The 15,550-nt window shown below is 59.3% G+C and carries 11 protein-coding genes; 4 read left to right on the top strand and 7 right to left on the bottom strand.

Features of this window, described 5'->3' with window-relative positions; genetic code table 11:
• The first annotated feature begins 223 nt into the window (after positions 1 to 223).
• Both HNQ50_RS06680 and HNQ50_RS06675 read left to right on the top strand, forming a co-directional pair.
• Positions 224 to 1,345: a transporter substrate-binding domain-containing protein gene (locus tag HNQ50_RS06680; RefSeq protein WP_184098839.1), complete on the top strand. Its 1,122-nt coding sequence runs from the start codon at positions 224 to 226 to the stop codon at positions 1,343 to 1,345.
• A 31-nt stretch (positions 1,346 to 1,376) separates the two neighbouring features.
• Positions 1,377 to 2,240: a hypothetical protein gene (locus HNQ50_RS06675; protein WP_184098837.1), complete on the top strand. Its 864-nt coding sequence runs from the start codon at positions 1,377 to 1,379 to the stop codon at positions 2,238 to 2,240.
• Positions 2,241 to 2,341: 101 nt separating this feature from the next.
• Here HNQ50_RS06675 and HNQ50_RS06670 read toward each other — a convergent pair whose 3' ends face one another.
• Together HNQ50_RS06670 and HNQ50_RS06665 are read right to left on the bottom strand one after the other, a co-directional pair.
• Positions 2,342 to 6,541 (bottom strand): beta strand repeat-containing protein, encoded by a 4,200-nt coding sequence (locus tag HNQ50_RS06670; protein WP_184098835.1) that lies wholly within the window; start codon positions 6,539 to 6,541, stop codon positions 2,342 to 2,344.
• Between the two features lie 370 nt (positions 6,542 to 6,911).
• On the bottom strand, positions 6,912 to 7,811 hold the full coding sequence (locus HNQ50_RS06665; RefSeq protein ID WP_184098833.1) for a LysR family transcriptional regulator: 900 nt from the start codon (positions 7,809 to 7,811) through the stop codon (positions 6,912 to 6,914).
• Between the two features lie 336 nt (positions 7,812 to 8,147).
• Between HNQ50_RS06665 and HNQ50_RS06660 the strand changes: the two genes are divergently transcribed.
• Complete coding sequence (locus HNQ50_RS06660) at positions 8,148 to 8,366, top strand: hypothetical protein (protein ID WP_184098831.1); 219 nt, start codon at positions 8,148 to 8,150, stop codon at positions 8,364 to 8,366.
• 55 nt (positions 8,367 to 8,421) lie between these two features.
• On the opposite strand, the gene HNQ50_RS06655 is transcribed toward HNQ50_RS06660, so the two are convergent.
• The 5 genes from HNQ50_RS06655 to HNQ50_RS06635 all read right to left on the bottom strand — a co-directional run bounded on the left by HNQ50_RS06655 (position 8,422) and on the right by HNQ50_RS06635 (position 13,264).
• Positions 8,422 to 9,435 (bottom strand): aldo/keto reductase, encoded by a 1,014-nt coding sequence (locus HNQ50_RS06655; RefSeq protein WP_184098829.1) that lies wholly within the window; start codon positions 9,433 to 9,435, stop codon positions 8,422 to 8,424.
• Positions 9,436 to 9,479: 44 nt separating this feature from the next.
• Positions 9,480 to 9,806 carry a carboxymuconolactone decarboxylase family protein gene (locus tag HNQ50_RS06650; protein WP_184098827.1) on the bottom strand — a complete coding sequence of 109 codons (327 nt, stop codon included), beginning with the start codon at positions 9,804 to 9,806 and terminating at the stop codon, positions 9,480 to 9,482.
• Positions 9,807 to 9,881: 75 nt separating this feature from the next.
• The gene (locus HNQ50_RS06645; protein WP_184098825.1) at positions 9,882 to 10,679 is read right to left on the bottom strand and encodes a hypothetical protein; all 798 of its coding nucleotides are present in this window, start codon (positions 10,677 to 10,679) and stop codon (positions 9,882 to 9,884) included.
• Between the two features lie 140 nt (positions 10,680 to 10,819).
• Positions 10,820 to 12,709 carry a methyl-accepting chemotaxis protein gene (locus HNQ50_RS06640; RefSeq protein WP_184098823.1) on the bottom strand — a complete coding sequence of 630 codons (1,890 nt, stop codon included), beginning with the start codon at positions 12,707 to 12,709 and terminating at the stop codon, positions 10,820 to 10,822.
• 96 nt (positions 12,710 to 12,805) lie between these two features.
• Positions 12,806 to 13,264, bottom strand: coding sequence for a hypothetical protein (locus HNQ50_RS06635; protein WP_184098821.1), 459 nt, complete (start codon positions 13,262 to 13,264; stop codon positions 12,806 to 12,808).
• Positions 13,265 to 13,668: 404 nt separating this feature from the next.
• On the opposite strand from HNQ50_RS06635, the gene HNQ50_RS06630 reads away from it, so the two are divergent.
• Entirely contained in the window at positions 13,669 to 15,507 is a 1,839-nt protein-coding gene (locus HNQ50_RS06630) for an amidohydrolase (protein WP_184098820.1), read from the top strand.
• Positions 15,508 to 15,550: the final 43 nt, after the last annotated feature.

Genomic DNA, 15,550 nt, shown 5'->3' with positions numbered 1-15,550 from the left:
GGAATATTAGCTCAGCGTGGCGGTTTGTACGCTTGCAGATGTGACCATGGCCTCACTACTCCTGACCCGCCGGCAAAATGGCGTTGGTTGAAAGGGGCAGACTTGAGCGGGTCACTGTGCCATTTTTAATTACCGACAGGCCAGAACAGCCACGCTAGCCGTGCCATTGCGAGTGCTGGCTGGCAAGCGGCGAAAACAGAACCAGGGGTTGAAGGAGAGCTTTATGAGGCGGGGTGCGGCGCAATGGTGGGTGGCAGTCATGTTCATGTTGGCGCTGGGTGCGTCGCCCGCGGCCGCGCCAGAGGCTTCGGCGCCGCAGGCTGCAGCCAGTGCGCCCGCCGTGGCCAATCGACCTTTGCGGGTGGCCATCGGCCCTATTGCTCCCTTTGTCATGCCGCAGACGGCAACACCGCAAGGTTTCAGTATTGATGTCTGGAATGAAATTGCCCGGCGTCAGCATCTGGACTTTGTATGGCATCCGGTGCTGACCAATGCCGAGCTACTCGGTGCGGTTCAGCAGGGCGATGCGGACGTCGCTATTGCTGCGATTACCATGACGCCAGAGCGCGAAAAGCGGGTGGATTTCTCTTTGGGGTATTTTGATTCCGGTTTGCAGATTCTGGTCAGGGGGCAAACCGATGGCTCATTCAGCACCATGTTTCATGCCGTGCCCTGGCTGGCCCTGGGACAATTGCTGGGGATTGCGGTGATTCTGGTGTTTGTGCTGGCCAATCTGGTCTGGCTGGTCGAGCGCAAACAAGATCGCAATTTGCAGAAGCCCTGGTGGCGTGCGATTGGCGAAGGTATCTGGATCACCATGCTGATCATCGCCACGGGTGAACATGGCGACCGGGCGCAAGCGGGGCTGTTCAAACGCATTCTTGTGCCTGCCATGTGGCTGATCGGCGTGGTGTTGATTGCGCAACTCACGGCTACGGTGACTTCATCGCAAACCGTGGCCCGCTTGCAGTCGGACATTCGCGGCCCTGCAGATCTGCCGGGTAAAAAAATTGGTACGGTGCCGGGCACGGTGGCTGCGGATTATCTGGCTGAGCGTGGCTTGCCGTTCCAGAACATCACCAGCCCGGCAGAGGGGTTGCGAATGCTGATGCAGGGCGATATCCAGGCCATTGTGTTTGATGCGCCCACCTTGCAATACTGGGCGGCGCGCACGAACAACAATCAGTTGATGGTCGTCGGGCCGCTATTTCGGCCGGCGAAGTACGGCATTGCGCTTCCCAACGGCAGCCCGCTACGCAAGACCATCAACGAAACCCTGTTGACCATGTACGAAGATGGCACGTATGAAAACCTGTACGGGAAATGGTTTTCGCAAAACAAATGATGTTTGTTGCTGACTGAGGGTAGATCGATCCATGTTGAACAGCGCAGTGCTTGAATCCATTGCCGCTATCGTGGCTTGTTTTGCCATGGTGGCCTTGCTGACCAGTTCTTTATATGAGGCGGTCTCTTCACGCCTGACCTTGCGGGCGGCCAATCTTTTCAATGGCTTGAAGCAGGTTCTTAATGTGCCACCTGCGTCTGGGGCTCAGGCGGTGGCGGCAGATAAAAAGTCCTCCGCCGAGATTTTGCTGTGGCTGTACAACCACGCACTGATCAACCCCAGGAGTCTTGGGGTGGCGCAGTCGCTGGATGAACTGACGATCAAGCCCTCTTACATCCACCCCATGCAATTTGCTGATGCATTGCTGGAGTTAATCCACCAGTTGCCCGGAGACACCCTGGCGGCCCGGGTGGAAAACGGAATTGCCGATCCGCAATTGCGCTCGTTTCTGCTTGGGGTGATGGTGCGCACGCAGGCAGATGCGGATCTGGTTCGTAACGAGTTGGTGCGCTGGTTCAACAACAGCATGGACCGGATATCCGGTGCGTATAAGCGGGACGCCCAAACCTGGACGTGTTTGATTGCGCTCGCCGTTGCCGTGGCATTCAATATTGATTGCTTTCATTTGTTCAAGGCCTTGTGGCTGCATCCACTCTCGCCCGAGCAGTATCAGTTGCAGACCAATATGGGCGGAGAGGACGCGGCCAGGTGGTTGACCACCCTGCCCGTTGGCTGGGCGGATCGCCCGTGGGATGACGATATGCAGACGTGGTTGTTGCGCATGGCCGGCTGGCTGGTGACCGCAACATCCGCGCTCTTTGGTGCGCCCTTCTGGTTTGATTTGCTGGGTCGGGTAACGCGGCTGAAAGGCGTGGGTACGGTGGCGGAGCGTTAGCCAGCGCCTTGGGTTTGCACGCAAAAATACAGCGGGCGACACCATTGCTGGTGTCGCCCGCTGTATTTTTGCGTTGCTGATTGACTGCGATCTGCTGCCAGCTACTGCAGTGCCGCCCCGCTCAGGGTGACGTTACCTGTGCCGGAACTCATGACCCATGTCACGATCAACGTGGCGTTGCTGCCGGCCGTGTAGGTCAGTGTGTAGTTACGGTCGTACTGGCCGGTGGCAAGAGTGGTGGTGTCGGTGAAGTCTGCCGCAGAACCGTCTGAAAGATGCGCAGTCAGCTTGCCCGCGCTTTTCCAGCCGCCCACATGCAGATTCAACACATGCTGCGTGGTACTGGCGGGCACGCTAACCGAGAACCCGTTGCCCGTGTTGCTGACGTAAACGCCATCCAGATTGGCGGTGGCGCTGGCGGTCGGTGTGCCATCACTCCACGCGGCTGAGCGCAGGTCGTTGTTGTACAGATAAATCGTGCCTGAGCCGACGATCTGGTATGTGCTGATTTGTGCCGCTACCCCTGCCTTGCGATTGAGCGGAGATTCTCCCCAATGCACCCAGTCGGATGAGCCTTCCTTGGTCAGGTTGACGCTACTGGCAACCAGTGCGCCGCTGCCGGTGAGTGACCCGCTGGCGAGCGCCGTGTTGGTCAGGCTGAAGCTGGCCGGTGTGGTAATGCCGGTGGCGCTGGCGGTCACCGAATAGCTGCCGGCTTGCCCGTTGGCAGTCAGTTGCGGTGCACTCGCAAGACCGTTGGCGTCGGTTGTGACGGTTGCACTGCTGGCACCGCCAAAACTGGCGCTGGCACCGCTGACCGGGGCACTAAAGGTGACGCTGACCCCGCTTTGCGGATTGCCGCTGCCGTTGGTAACTTTGGCTTGCAACCCCGTGGTGAACGCGCTGTTAACCGGCGCGCTTTGTGGCGTACCCGCGCTGCTGACAATGAGCGACTGCTGCGTCAGTGCTGCGCCATTCACGGTGACGTTGCCAGTGCCGGCGGCCATGACCCATTTAACAGTCAGCGTTTGGGTCGCACTACCCGCCCGGTAAGTCAGTACGTAGTTGCGATCATATTGCCCGCTGGCCAGCGCCGTGGTGTCGACAAAATCACTGGCCGAACCATCAGACAGATGTGCCGTCAGCTTGCCGCTGCTGTTCCAGCCCCCGACATGCACGATCAATGTGCGCGTGGTGGTATCGGCCGGAGCGGTGAGTGAAAACCCGTTATTGCTGCCGCTGATGTACACGCCGTCCGCATTGCTGCCGCTGGCGGTGGGTGTGCCATCGGTCCAGCTCAGCGTTCTGGGGTCGTTGCTGTAGCGGTTGACCGTGCCGCTGCCCACCACCGTGTACGTGCTGAGTTTGGCGGTGACGCCGGTTTTGCGGTTCAGGCTGGCCTCGCCCCAATGCACCCAGTCGGCCAGGCCTTCCGTGGTCAGACTGGCGGTTGTGGTGGCGCTATCGCCCGTCCCGTTCAGTAACGCGCTACCGGTGCTGCTGGTCGCAATGTTGGTGAGCGAGAAACTGCCCGCCGTGCCATTGCCGGTTGTGCTGGCCGTCACCGTAAAGGTGCCGGCCACGCCGTTAGCCGTGAACTGCGGTGCAATAGCCACGCCGCTGGCATTGGTGGTTGCGGTGGCGCTGATGCTGCCGCCAAAGCTGCCGCTGGCGCCACTGGCTGGCGCGGTGAACGTCACACTCACCCCGCTGACCGGCGCGTTGCTGCTGTTTTTCACCAGCACCTGCAGGGCGTCTGGATAAGCCGTGTTGATCGTGGTTGATTGCGGTGTGCCGGCGGTACTGCTGACATTGTTGTTGGTCGCTGCGGCCGTGTTGGTCAAGCTGTAGCTGGCTGAGCCGGATGTGCCCGGTGCGCTGGCGGTGACTGTGTAACTGCCGGCGGTGGCGTTGGCAGTCAGTGCCGGTGCCGTAGCAATGCCGCTGGCGTTGGTGACGGCCGTTGCGGTGGCTTGTCCGCCAAAAGTGGCCGAGGCGCCAGAGGTGGGTGCGGTAAACGTCACCGTCACGCCGCTGACCGGGTTGCCGCTGCCATTCTTGATCTGAGCTTGCAATGCGGTGGCAAAGTTGGTGCCGCTGACCGTGCTTTGCGGGGTGCCGGCTGCTACGGTCAGTGCGTTGCTTGCCGCTACGGACAGCGCCGCACCGCTCAGTGCGACATTGCCGGTGCCAGATGCGGCAACCCAATGCACGCTCAGATATTGCCCGGCTGAGGCGGCGCTGTAGGTCAGCGTGTAATTGCGGTCGTACTGCCCGGTTGCCAGGGTGGTGGTGTCGGTAAAGTCTGCCGCAGAGCCATCAGACAGATGTGCCGTCAGTTTGCCGGCGGTTTTCCAGCCGCCCACGTGAACCACCAGCGTGCGCTGGGTGGTGTCCGCGGGTGCGGTAAATTCAAACCCGTTGTTGGCCGCGTTGACATACACCCCGTTGGTGTCGGTCGCCGCTGCGGTGGTGGGGGTGCCATCACTCCAGCTTAATGGCCGCAGGTCGTTGTTGTAGGCGGTGGCCGGGCCGGAGCCCACTGCGGTGAAATCGCTCAGTACCGAGGTCACGCCACGCTTGCGGTTGACGGGCGAGTTGCCCCAGTGAATCCAGTCGGCAGTGCCTTCCGTGGTCAGGTTGGCATTGGTCACCAGGCTGGTGCCGCTGCCGGTCAAGGTGCCGCCGCTGGTTGTGGCAGGCAGCAAGCCGTATACGTGGACCGCGTTATCAAAGGTGGCGACGTACACCTTGCCGTTGACCACAATGGGCGGCACCCATTTTGCCCAGCTACCCAGCACATCACGCGCACTGTTCTGACTGCTGCTCCACAGCATGTGACCCGGGTTGGCTACATCAAAGGCGTAGAAAGCGGCGGGCTGCAAACTGCCATTGGCAATGCCGGTCGATGAGAAGGTGGCCCACAACACGGCCGAACCTGCGGTTGTGCCGTTGGCCGAAATAGAAATGGACGGATCATTGCTGATGCCCGAGATCGGCGCGATCGTGCCCTGGGCAATGGGGGTGGTATTGAAATTAGTGCCGTTAAAGGTGAACGCTTTCAGAACATCACGTTCACCGTAGCCAAACAGCGTGTTGTTGTACCAGATATAGTTGCCGCCCCAGAAACCGCCCGCCTCCGTGCCGGAATAGGCAAATGTGGCTTGCCATTCCTGGAAGATCTGATCGCCGCCGGCGTGGTAGTGGCTGAGGTTGCTGGTATTGAAGACATATAGCTTGCCGTCTTTGGCGCCCGCCACACCAAGCTGGGTGCCCGGAATCAACAAAATGCCGCTGCTACCCAGATCCCAGTCGAACTCGGCGTCTTCTGCCTGGGTGGCGGGCGTGAAGTAGTCATCGACCACCAGCCCGCTCGCGCCCAGAGTGAGTTTGAGAATGCTGTCGCCGTAATCGCGCCCGCCCGAGGTCACGGTAAAGGCGCCGTTGCCCGTTTCCAGGTAAACGTTGCCGCTGGTGTCGCCGGTCAGGCCAACGCCACCCTGCCAGATGCCGCTCTCGCCCCCGTCGGGGGAAACACACAGAATGCCGGTTTGCGCCAGCGATGCGGCGCTATAGGTAAACACCCAGCCGTGATACGGGTCCGCGTCCTGATGCGAGCCAAAAGAGACCCAGACATTGCCATCCATCAACAACAGGCCCGGGCGCTGCCAGTGCTGCACCGCGCTGAACGAAACCATGCCGCCGCTGGCGTCGCTGGATGTGCCAGGTACGCTGCCCTGAATGATTGCGGCGGGAATTTTATCCAGGCCGGTAGCGATATCCAGTGCGTGAATACGGAAATAACCAACCCCGCTCTCGTAGCTCTCTGCCACCACATACAGCGTGCCGGTATCCGGATCAATCACCGGTGTCGAGGTAATGCCAATGCTGGGATACAGGTCGCGCGGTTCGCAGCAGACCGACGCCGGCATGGGTGGCCCCATATTGGCTTTCCAGAGCGGGTTGCCTGGCGCGTCTGCGTCGTAGGCATAGACCGAGTTGTTTTCGGTCACGATGTACACCACGTTGTGGATGCCCTGCGTGCCCATGTTCACGCCCGACATATACAGCGGTTGAGCATAGATTTGCCCGTCTGCCGCAAACGAATACAGCTTGCCGAAGCTGCTGGAATTGACGTTGGTGGTATTGAGTGTGGTCTCGGTGAGCGTCGTGCCGGTGCGCGCGTTGTCGTAGTGGTAGGTAATGACCTGGGCGCTGGCCTGGCTGGCGGTCAGTGCCAGCAAGGCGCAACTGAACAGGCGCAGCAGAATGCTGCGCCAGCAAATACGAATCCTGCTCATGATCCCTTCCTTTATTAAGAAATAATTTCTTGAAAACTCAGTTACTCTTTCTTTTTACTTTCTAATAAGAAAAGCAATTTCGTTGACAAATTGAAAGAATAACTAGGAATCAAGCCGCTGGCCGGTCGCCCAAGGGCGAGGAACGGGATGGGTCAGGCGTCTTGTGGTGCAATGCCGCACTGTGCTCTTTTGGACGTCAAGGCCGCTTTAATCATGGGTTTATGACGGTTTCAAATGCAAGCATATGCGATGGGCGTGGCAACACCGGGGATGGTTCACGCATTGTCTGAGGCCAAACCGCTTTGGTCTAAGTCTGGTAAGAAAATGGCTGACTGGCGGGAATTGGCGCGGGGACTGGTTCTGCTGCGGATCAGGCGCTATATGGGTATTTAAGCGTATCGATCACCAGGGCCAGTGCGCGGGAAAACTGTTTCCGGCCCTGGTAGTAGGCATGGTATCCAGTGAATGTGGGGTGCCATTGCGGCAACACCCATTGCAACTGCCCGGTGGTGACATAAGGCAAGGCCAGGTCTTCCGGCAGGTAGGCCAGTCCAGCACCACTCAGGGCAGCATCCAGCATCTGATAGCTGCCGTTGAAAGTGCTTTGCCCTTCTACTTTGACTTGCAACTGGTGTGGTCCGTTCTGTAGTTCCCATGCATAGGAGCCGCCATGCGTCGGCAGACGCAAGTTAATGCAGTTGTGCCCGGTCAGTGCCTGGGGTGTGGTGGGCACGCCCTGCCGGGCCAGATAACCGGGTGAACCCACGATGGTCATGCGCAGATCCGGGCTGATGCGCACGGCAATCATATCCCGCGCCACCTGGTCGCCCAGCCGTACCCCAATGTCGTAGCGTTCCGCCACGATGTCAGACAGACCGTAATCATTGATGATTTCCAGTCGCAAATCCGCAAATTGCGCCAGCAAGGGGTTCAGGCGCGGCCAAAGAATGGTGCGCGTGACGTAATCCGTAGCGGTAATCCGGATGGTGCCGGCCGGTTGGTCGCGCAGATTGCTCAGGGCGGCCAGTTCGCTGTCAATTTCTTCAAAGCGCGGGCCGATCGCCTGCAGCAAGTGTTCGCCCGCTTCGGTGGTGGCGACGCTGCGGGTGGTTCTGGTCAATAACCGCAGACCCAGGCGGGTTTCCAGATTGCGGATGGTGTGGCTCAGGGCGGATTGGGATATGCCCAGTTGGGCTGCGGCACGGGTAAAGCTGCGGGCCTGGGCGACGGCAACAAATGCCAGCAGGTCGCTGTAGTTGTCTCTGGCCATTTATGCGTTCTTCTCATGAAACAAACCACATTGTGCTCCCGAATGAACCTTGCGGGGCAGGTCTTTGGGCGCAGATGTCGGGCGGATGCGCTTTATCTGGTTACTGCACGGCTGTAGTGTTTTTAGTAAGCAAAAATAGCAAACAATCGTTTTATCCGTTCATCGGTACATTTTATTCTTACATTAAAATGGCATAAGTCATTGTGTATACTCGATATAAGAGTTTGCTTTTGGTGAAGTGCTTACAAATACAGAAAATTAACCCGGAGTAGACAGTCCTTTATTTTTGTTGATTTGCACTGCCGCGGCGGCGCGTGCAGGCATAGGTAGCCGGTCATGAAACAATTCCTGAAATATCCCCTGTTCGCCCTGATTTCTGAAGGTCATGGCATCACCCTGCACGATACCGAATCCGAGGCAGATGCCGTTGCCCGCACCCGCATTGCCAACGGCATCGAGCGCGTCAAGATTCGCGATCTGTCCGCTCAGGCCGGCTACGCCTACAAATACTGGGATGCCACCGCCAAAAACTGGATCAAGGTCGAACTGGTCTGACCCAGCCACCTCCGGCCTTTTGCAGGGGCAAGTGGCGGCCTTGCGCCGCCCTGCCTCAAACTGCCTGCCGTGCCAGTCGCCCTTCTACCGGGTAACCCGGGTCGGTATAGCCCGGTGTAGAGGCGTGCCCCGGTGGCACCAGGCGATCAACCAGTTGTTCATCCTCTGTGGTCAACGTAAAGCGCAATGCTTCCAGATAGCTGTCCCACTGGGCTTCGGTGCGTGGACCGGCGATGGTGCTGCTGACCAGCCGGTTATTGAGCACCCACGCCAGCGCAAAACCAATCGACGTCGTGCCCCGTGCGGCAGCGTGCGCGGCAATGGTTTGCGCAATGGCAAGGGATTCCGGTCGCCATTCAGTTTGCTGAATGCGCCGATCGCCACGCCCTGCCCGGCTATCCGCCGGTGGTGGCGCGTCGACTGCATATTTGCCGCTTAACACGCCACGGGCCAGCGGACTGTACGACACCACGCCCAGGCCGTAATGTGCGGCCGCCGGCAACTGTTCTATCTCTGCCGTGCGGTCCACCAGGTTGTAGAGCGGTTCACTGGCGATGGGCCGATCGATCTCCATCTGGTCTGCCAGCCGCGCCATTTCGGCAATGCGCCAGCCTTTGAAGTTGGAAACCCCAAAATAACGCACCTTGCCCTGGCGGATCAGGTCTGCCACGGCACGCACGCCTTCTTCCAGCGGCAAGCCTGGCAATGCCCGGTGAAAGTACAGAATGTCGATGTAATCGGTGCCCAGCCGTTTCAGGCTGTTTTCTACCGATTGCATGATCCATTTGCGCGATTGTCCATGCTGGTTGGGGCCGGTTCCGCCAGGAAAACCAAACTTGGTGGCTACCACCCATTGGTCTCGCTGCGCGGCAATGGCGCGACCAGTGATTTCTTCAGCGCGGCCGGCATGATAGACGTCTGCGGTATCCAGAAAATTGATGCCTTGCTCGGCGGCCTTGGCGATGATGCGTTGGGCGGTGGCTTCATCGGTTTCGCCCCCAAACATCATGGTGCCAAGGCACAAGGGGGAAACTTGCAGGGCGCTGCGGCCCAGATAACGGTAATCCATGGTTTGCTCCGTGCGGGCTCAGCCCGTTGCAGGGTTCGGGCGGGTTAAAGTCCGCGTTCGGCAAAGACCGCTTTGGCGATGTTCATGGCGGTCATGGCATTGGGCCAGCCCGCGTAAAACGCCAGATGAGTAATGAGTTCAATGATCTCGTCACGCGTCACGCCATTATCCAGCGCGCGGCCGACGTGAAACGGCAATTCATTGGTGCGATAGAGAGCGGCCAGCGTGGTGACGGTAATCAGGCTACGGTCGCGTGCGGATAAATCCGGACGCGCCCAGATGTCACCGAACAACACGGTATCCGTCAGTTCTGCCAGCTTGGGTGCGGTGGCGCCAAAGGACTGGCGCGCGGCGGTGGGTACGTTGGGCATGATGGCTCCGGGAGTGAGTAAGGATGGCGCTTATCTTAGTCCCGGATGTTCCATGCAATTAAGATCAAAAATCAGCTAGCTCTGATGAGTGGTTTGCATTAATTCGCCCGGAAAACGGGCCTCGGCCGCATCAGCCCATTGGCGAATTTGCCGGGACATGGCGACGTTGACGCCGTGGCGGTTTTCCAGCCAGCTCAGAATGGCCAGTGCCGCCTGGGGTGTGCCGGTGTAACCCGGCATGAAAGCGTCGACCGCCGTTGCCGGAAATCTGGATTCAAACCGCCGCTCCGGCGCAAAACGATCCGTGGGTGCGGCGGCGGGGCCGGTCAGTGCGGTGAGCTCCAGTACGCGGTTGACCGCATCGACCTGGACCAGCCTGAAGCCGGACAGGCGCTCTCCCCGCGCATAACGCCCCAAGCCTACGTAGAGATTGCCAAGGATTTCACCAACCAACCATTTTTCTGTTCTGGGGGCGGGCGGTTGGGCAACGGGCTGGCAGATGTCCAGCGTGATCCCCGGTGCTGACCAGACCATCTGGCCGGGAGAGTAAAAAATGGCGGGCAGTTCTTCCAGTTCAAAGACGGCAAATTCGCAGAACACGCCGTCATCAAACATGACCTTGTGACCATCAATGGTATTGCGGTACTGGAAAGCCAACGGGCGGATATCAGACAACCAGTCCAGTTGGTCGATCAACCGGGCTTTCTTGCCGGGTGCGGCAATGGCAAAGAAATCCAGGTCTGACCATTGATCCATCCGCTCCCGCTCAACACCGGCGGAACCCAGACCAAACAAGGCGATGGCGTCGCCGCAGCGCGCCAGGGAAAGTCCAATTTCATCAAGACGCCGCAACAGGCTTTGCTGACTGTTCATGACCATTCTCACGGATGGAAAACAGCCAGTGTAGTCAGCCTCTTTCTGATTTCAAACCGGTTTGAGTGACATAAAACCTGTTTTTGTGTTGAATTTCCGGGGCACCCGGCACGGCGACGCGTGCCGGGTGGTGGATGCACTCAGAGGCGGAACCGGCCAAAGTCGGCATTGATCGCCTGCGCCAGTTTTTCCAGGTCTTCCAGATTGTGCGAAGTGCGTTGCAAGGCACTGTCAGATTGGGCAATGCGCTGGTTGATCTGCTCTGTGCTCTCGCTCATGGCGTTGGTGGCGTTGCGCTGTTCTTGTGTGGCATCGGCAATGTGCCCTACCCGGCTGGCCATATCCTGAATATTGCTGGCAACGCCGTGCATGCGCTCGCTGGCGCTGGTGGTGAGATTGACCGACGCGCTGACGCTATCGAGCGCGCCTTGCATGTTTTGCGCGGCGCTGCCGGTTTCCTGGCTGATTGATTCGAGCATGCCGGTGATTTCGCTGGTGGCGCTACTGGTGCGCTCGGCCAGCTTGCGCACTTCATCCGCGACCACGGCAAAACCACGGCCCTGCTCGCCGGCCCGCGCGGCTTCAATGGCAGCGTTGAGCGCCAGCAAATTGGTCTGACCGGCAATTTCGCCAATCACGGTAGTGATGGAGCGGATGTCACTGGCGCGCTGAGCCAGCGTGTCGAGCATGCCGGAGATCGACTGCACGGTTTCCCGCGTCTGGCTGCTCTCCCGGGTGATTTGCTCCAGGTCGCGTGCGCTGTTATGGCTTTGTTCAGCGGTCTGGGTGGCCAGCTCGTCCGCCTGACGCGCTGATGAGGCGACCTCGGACACACTGACCGTGACCTCTTCAATGGCCGCCGCATTGTGGCCGGCAAAGTCAGAAATAGAGTTGGCTTCCCGGGCAATGCGCTGGATTTCATGGCGTGCCTGTTCCACGCCCTGGGCCAGTTGCTGGCTGCGTTCCCGCACCGAGGCAAAGGTCTGCCCCAACTGCCCAATAAACTGATTGAAGGCTTCGCTGGTCTGGCCGACTTCATCCTGGGTCTGGATGGGCAGGCGGCGGGACAAATCGGCATCGCCTTGCGAAATCTCGCGCATGGCGTTGCGAATGCCCAGCAAGGGTTGCAACTGGCTACGCAGATAGTAGCCGCTGATGCTGATGATGATGATCAGCAGTACCACCAGCATGATGGCGCTTTTGAACAGCAAGGCGCGGGTTGCGGTTTGCAGTGCGGCTTTATCGCTGACGGCAACCAGGCGGAACTCGGTGCCTGGCACCGGCAGGACGGTAACCAGTTTGGTGCGGCCGTCGATGGCAACCTCAGAAAAGCCCTTTTCGTTAAAGGTGGATTCCAGAATGGCCGGCGTCAACGCGGCACCCAGCACCGAGGCCGGCTGGTTCAGGCGGCTTGGATCGCCATGGGCAAAAATCAGCCCGGCCGGGTTAACAATAAAGGCATAGCCTTCGCCCGGCAGTTGAGTGCGCTTGAGTTCTTGCATGATGCTGGAGATCTCGACATCCGCCCCGATCACGCCAATGACCTTGCCGCCATCCACCACGGCATGCGCAAAGCTCGATACCGCCGTATTGGTGGCTGCGGCCACCGAGGGCATTTCGACAAAGGTGCCGGTTTGCTCCGTTTCGGCACGGCTCCACCAATGCCATTTACGCGGATCGTTGTTGTCTGGTGGCAGCACCACATTGTTGGCGTTTTGTTGAGTGCCATCCGGGTAGGCCAGGAACACGTTGGCAAAACCGCCGGCATCACGGGCGTAGCCCATGGCGGCGACCAGCCCCGGATCATGCGGGACAGGTTTGAAGGCGTTCAGTACCTGGGCTTTGGCGGAAATCCAGTTGCCAATGTGAATGCCAAGAATAGTGCCTTGTGCGCTGATCTGGGTGCGCGATTCAGCTTCTTGCTGGGTGCTGGACAAAAAGTAGCCCGCGCCGGCAATGACCACACCGGTCACGATGACCAGCAGGCTGACGGCAATGACCAGTTTGCTTTGCAGAGTACGTGCGCCCATCGTGTTTTCTCCAACTGTGGTGTTATGTCGATGTAATGCAATTATTGATGGGGATTTGTGATTTTGCTGGCGGCTTTATGGGCCCGGCCGGGGCCGTTAACGGGCAGGTGCTGCCGGTATGGCCTCCCACAAAACGGGAAGCCTGGAATGGCTATCCCGCCCGGTGCATTCCCGGCAGGTGTAATAGCGGGGGCCGGCGTTATCGGCGATGAGCGTAAAGCCCAGGTCGCCACCGCTTACCCGGTAAGAAATCGCGCCGGATGGCCCCTGCATGACGGTGACCGCGGTACTGATGGTGCGCCGCTCATTGCGGTCCGTGGCGTGCAGAACGCCGCTATGATGGCTGGTGTTCAGGAGAAGCAGCGCGGGAATGTCGCCGTTGCGTTGCTGAAAGGCAATGATGTCGCCCAGCGCGGGTCGCTCGCTCAGCCACCAGTCGGCATACAAATAGTTGCGGATCAGGTGGCCGCAATAAAACAGCACCAGGCATGCCAGTACCGCCATGACTTTCCAGTGCGCGCGCAAGCCGTGCTGATCGTGAATCCCGGCCTTCACCGTTTTATTCCTGCAAAAATCGTCTCAATCCATGCTACTGGTGTGGTTTTTTGCGGTAATTAGCGTGAAGTGGGTATTTATTGAATGACGATTTTGTGATTTGCATGTGGCAGCGCGACCCGAACTGGTCAATGAGATTGCGCCGTTTTGTCACGAAACAGCAATAAAATCAGATAGATGAAACCGGTTTGTTTTTGCTGCAATGCGCGGGCCGCAGCATGCCGCGACGCAACAAAACAGCGTGGAGCCGCAGTCCCGACCAGGGTGATTTGTGTACGCCAGGTTTGCGCCAGAGCAAGCCCGGGTGTGCCGCCAATCAGACGGGCCTGCGTCTGCGGCATCCCCCAGATCGTTTATCGACGTCGCTTGTTGATCCTTGTTTATCCGGAGAATGGAGAATACGCATGTCTGCCGAGATCATTCTGCATAACGGTGCGATCCACACGGTTGATCCAGCCAGGCCGTTAGCCAGCGCCGTGGCCATTGCGGATGGCCGATTCCTGGCAGTGGGTACTGACGCGGAAGTCATGCGGTATCGCAATGACCAGACGCAATTGATCGACCTGAACGGGCGCACCGTGATACCGGGCTTGAATGACTCCCACCTGCATTTGATCCGGGGCGGCCTGAATTACAACCTGGAATTGCGCTGGGAGGGAGTTCCTTCCCTGGCGGACGCGCTACGCATGCTCAAGGCGCAGGCCGAGGTCACGCCCGCGCCGCAATGGGTGCGCGTGGTTGGGGGCTGGACTGAATTCCAGTTTGCCGAGCGGCGTCTGCCCACGCTGGACGAGATCAACGCCGCCGCACCGGACACACCGGTGTTTATCCTGCATTTGTATGACCGCGCCCTGCTGAACCGCGCCGCCTTGCGTGCGGTCGGCTACACCAAAGACACGCCCAACCCGCCCGGCGGCGAAATCCAGCGGGATGCCAGCGGCAACCCTACCGGCATGCTCATTGCGCGCCCCAACGCCATGATCCTGTACGCATCGCTGGCCCAAGGCCCCCGGTTGCCGCTGGAGTATCAACTGAACTCCACGCGCCATTTCATGCGTGAACTCAACCGGCTGGGGCTAACGAGTGCCATTGATGCCGGCGGCGGATTCCAGAACTACCCGGATGATTACGTGGTTGTGCAGCAACTGGCCCAGGCGAATCAGTTGACCGTGCGTATTGCCTACAACCTGTTTACCCAGAAAAAAGGCGAGGAACTGGCGGATTTCAGTCGCTGGACGGCACTGACCGCGCCGGGTGCCGGGGATGACTTTTTGCGCCTGAATGGCGCGGGCGAAATGCTGGTGTTCTCTGCTGCAGATTTTGAAGATTTTCTGGAACCGCGCCCGGAACTTGCCCCGCAGATGGAGCCAGAACTGGAGCGCGTAGTGCGTCACCTCGTCAGCCAGCGCTGGCCGTTCCGCTTGCATGCCACTTATGACGAATCCATTAGCCGCATGCTGGATGTATTTGAACGCGTTAACCGGGACATTCCGTTTGCCGGGCTGCACTGGTTTTTTGATCATGCAGAGACCATCTCGGAACGCAATATCGAGCGGGTCAAGTCATTGGGCGGCGGTATTGCCATTCAGCATCGCATGGCGTTCCAGGGCGAGTATTTTGCCGGCCGTTATGGTGCGGCGGCCGCTGCGCATACGCCCCCCGTCAAGCGCATGCTGGCCAGCGACCTGCCGGTGGGCGCCGGCACCGATGCCACACGTGTGGCCAGTTACAACCCGTGGACGGCGCTGTACTGGCTGGTGAGTGGTCGTACCGTCGGCGGGCTCCAGTTGTATGACGAGGCCAATACGCTCTCCCGGGAGGAAGCGCTGGCACTGTGGACCGTGGGGAGCGCCTGGTTTTCCAGTGAAACCGGCAAGAAAGGTCAGATCAAAACAGGGCAACTGGCCGATCTGGCCGTGCTGAGCGAGGACTATTTTGCGGTGCCGGAAGCCGCCATCAAGCACATTGAGTCGGTGTTGACCCTGGTGGGTGGCCGCATTGTGTATGGGGCTGATGAATTCACTCCGCTAGCGCCACCCACCCTGCCGGTGATGCCAGACTGGTCTCCGGTCAAGCGCGTTCCGGGGCATTACAACCCGGTGCGCGCTGTGGTGGCCCACCAATGCAGCGGGCCCTGCACTGTCCATCTGCATAGCCATGATGTGGCACGCCGATCCAGCGTGCCCATCACCGATTTCACTGGCTTCTGGGGCGTGTTTGGCTGCTCCTGCTTTGCATTCTGAAAAAGAAAAACCGGGCAAACCCGGTTTTTCTTTTGTTCAGCCT

The organism is Silvimonas terrae (genome assembly GCF_014202765.1).
GTDB lineage: Bacteria > Pseudomonadota > Gammaproteobacteria > Burkholderiales > Chitinibacteraceae > Silvimonas > Silvimonas terrae.
Note: the sequence above shows the minus strand (reverse complement) of the source record. Positions and strands in the feature narration are given on the sequence as shown.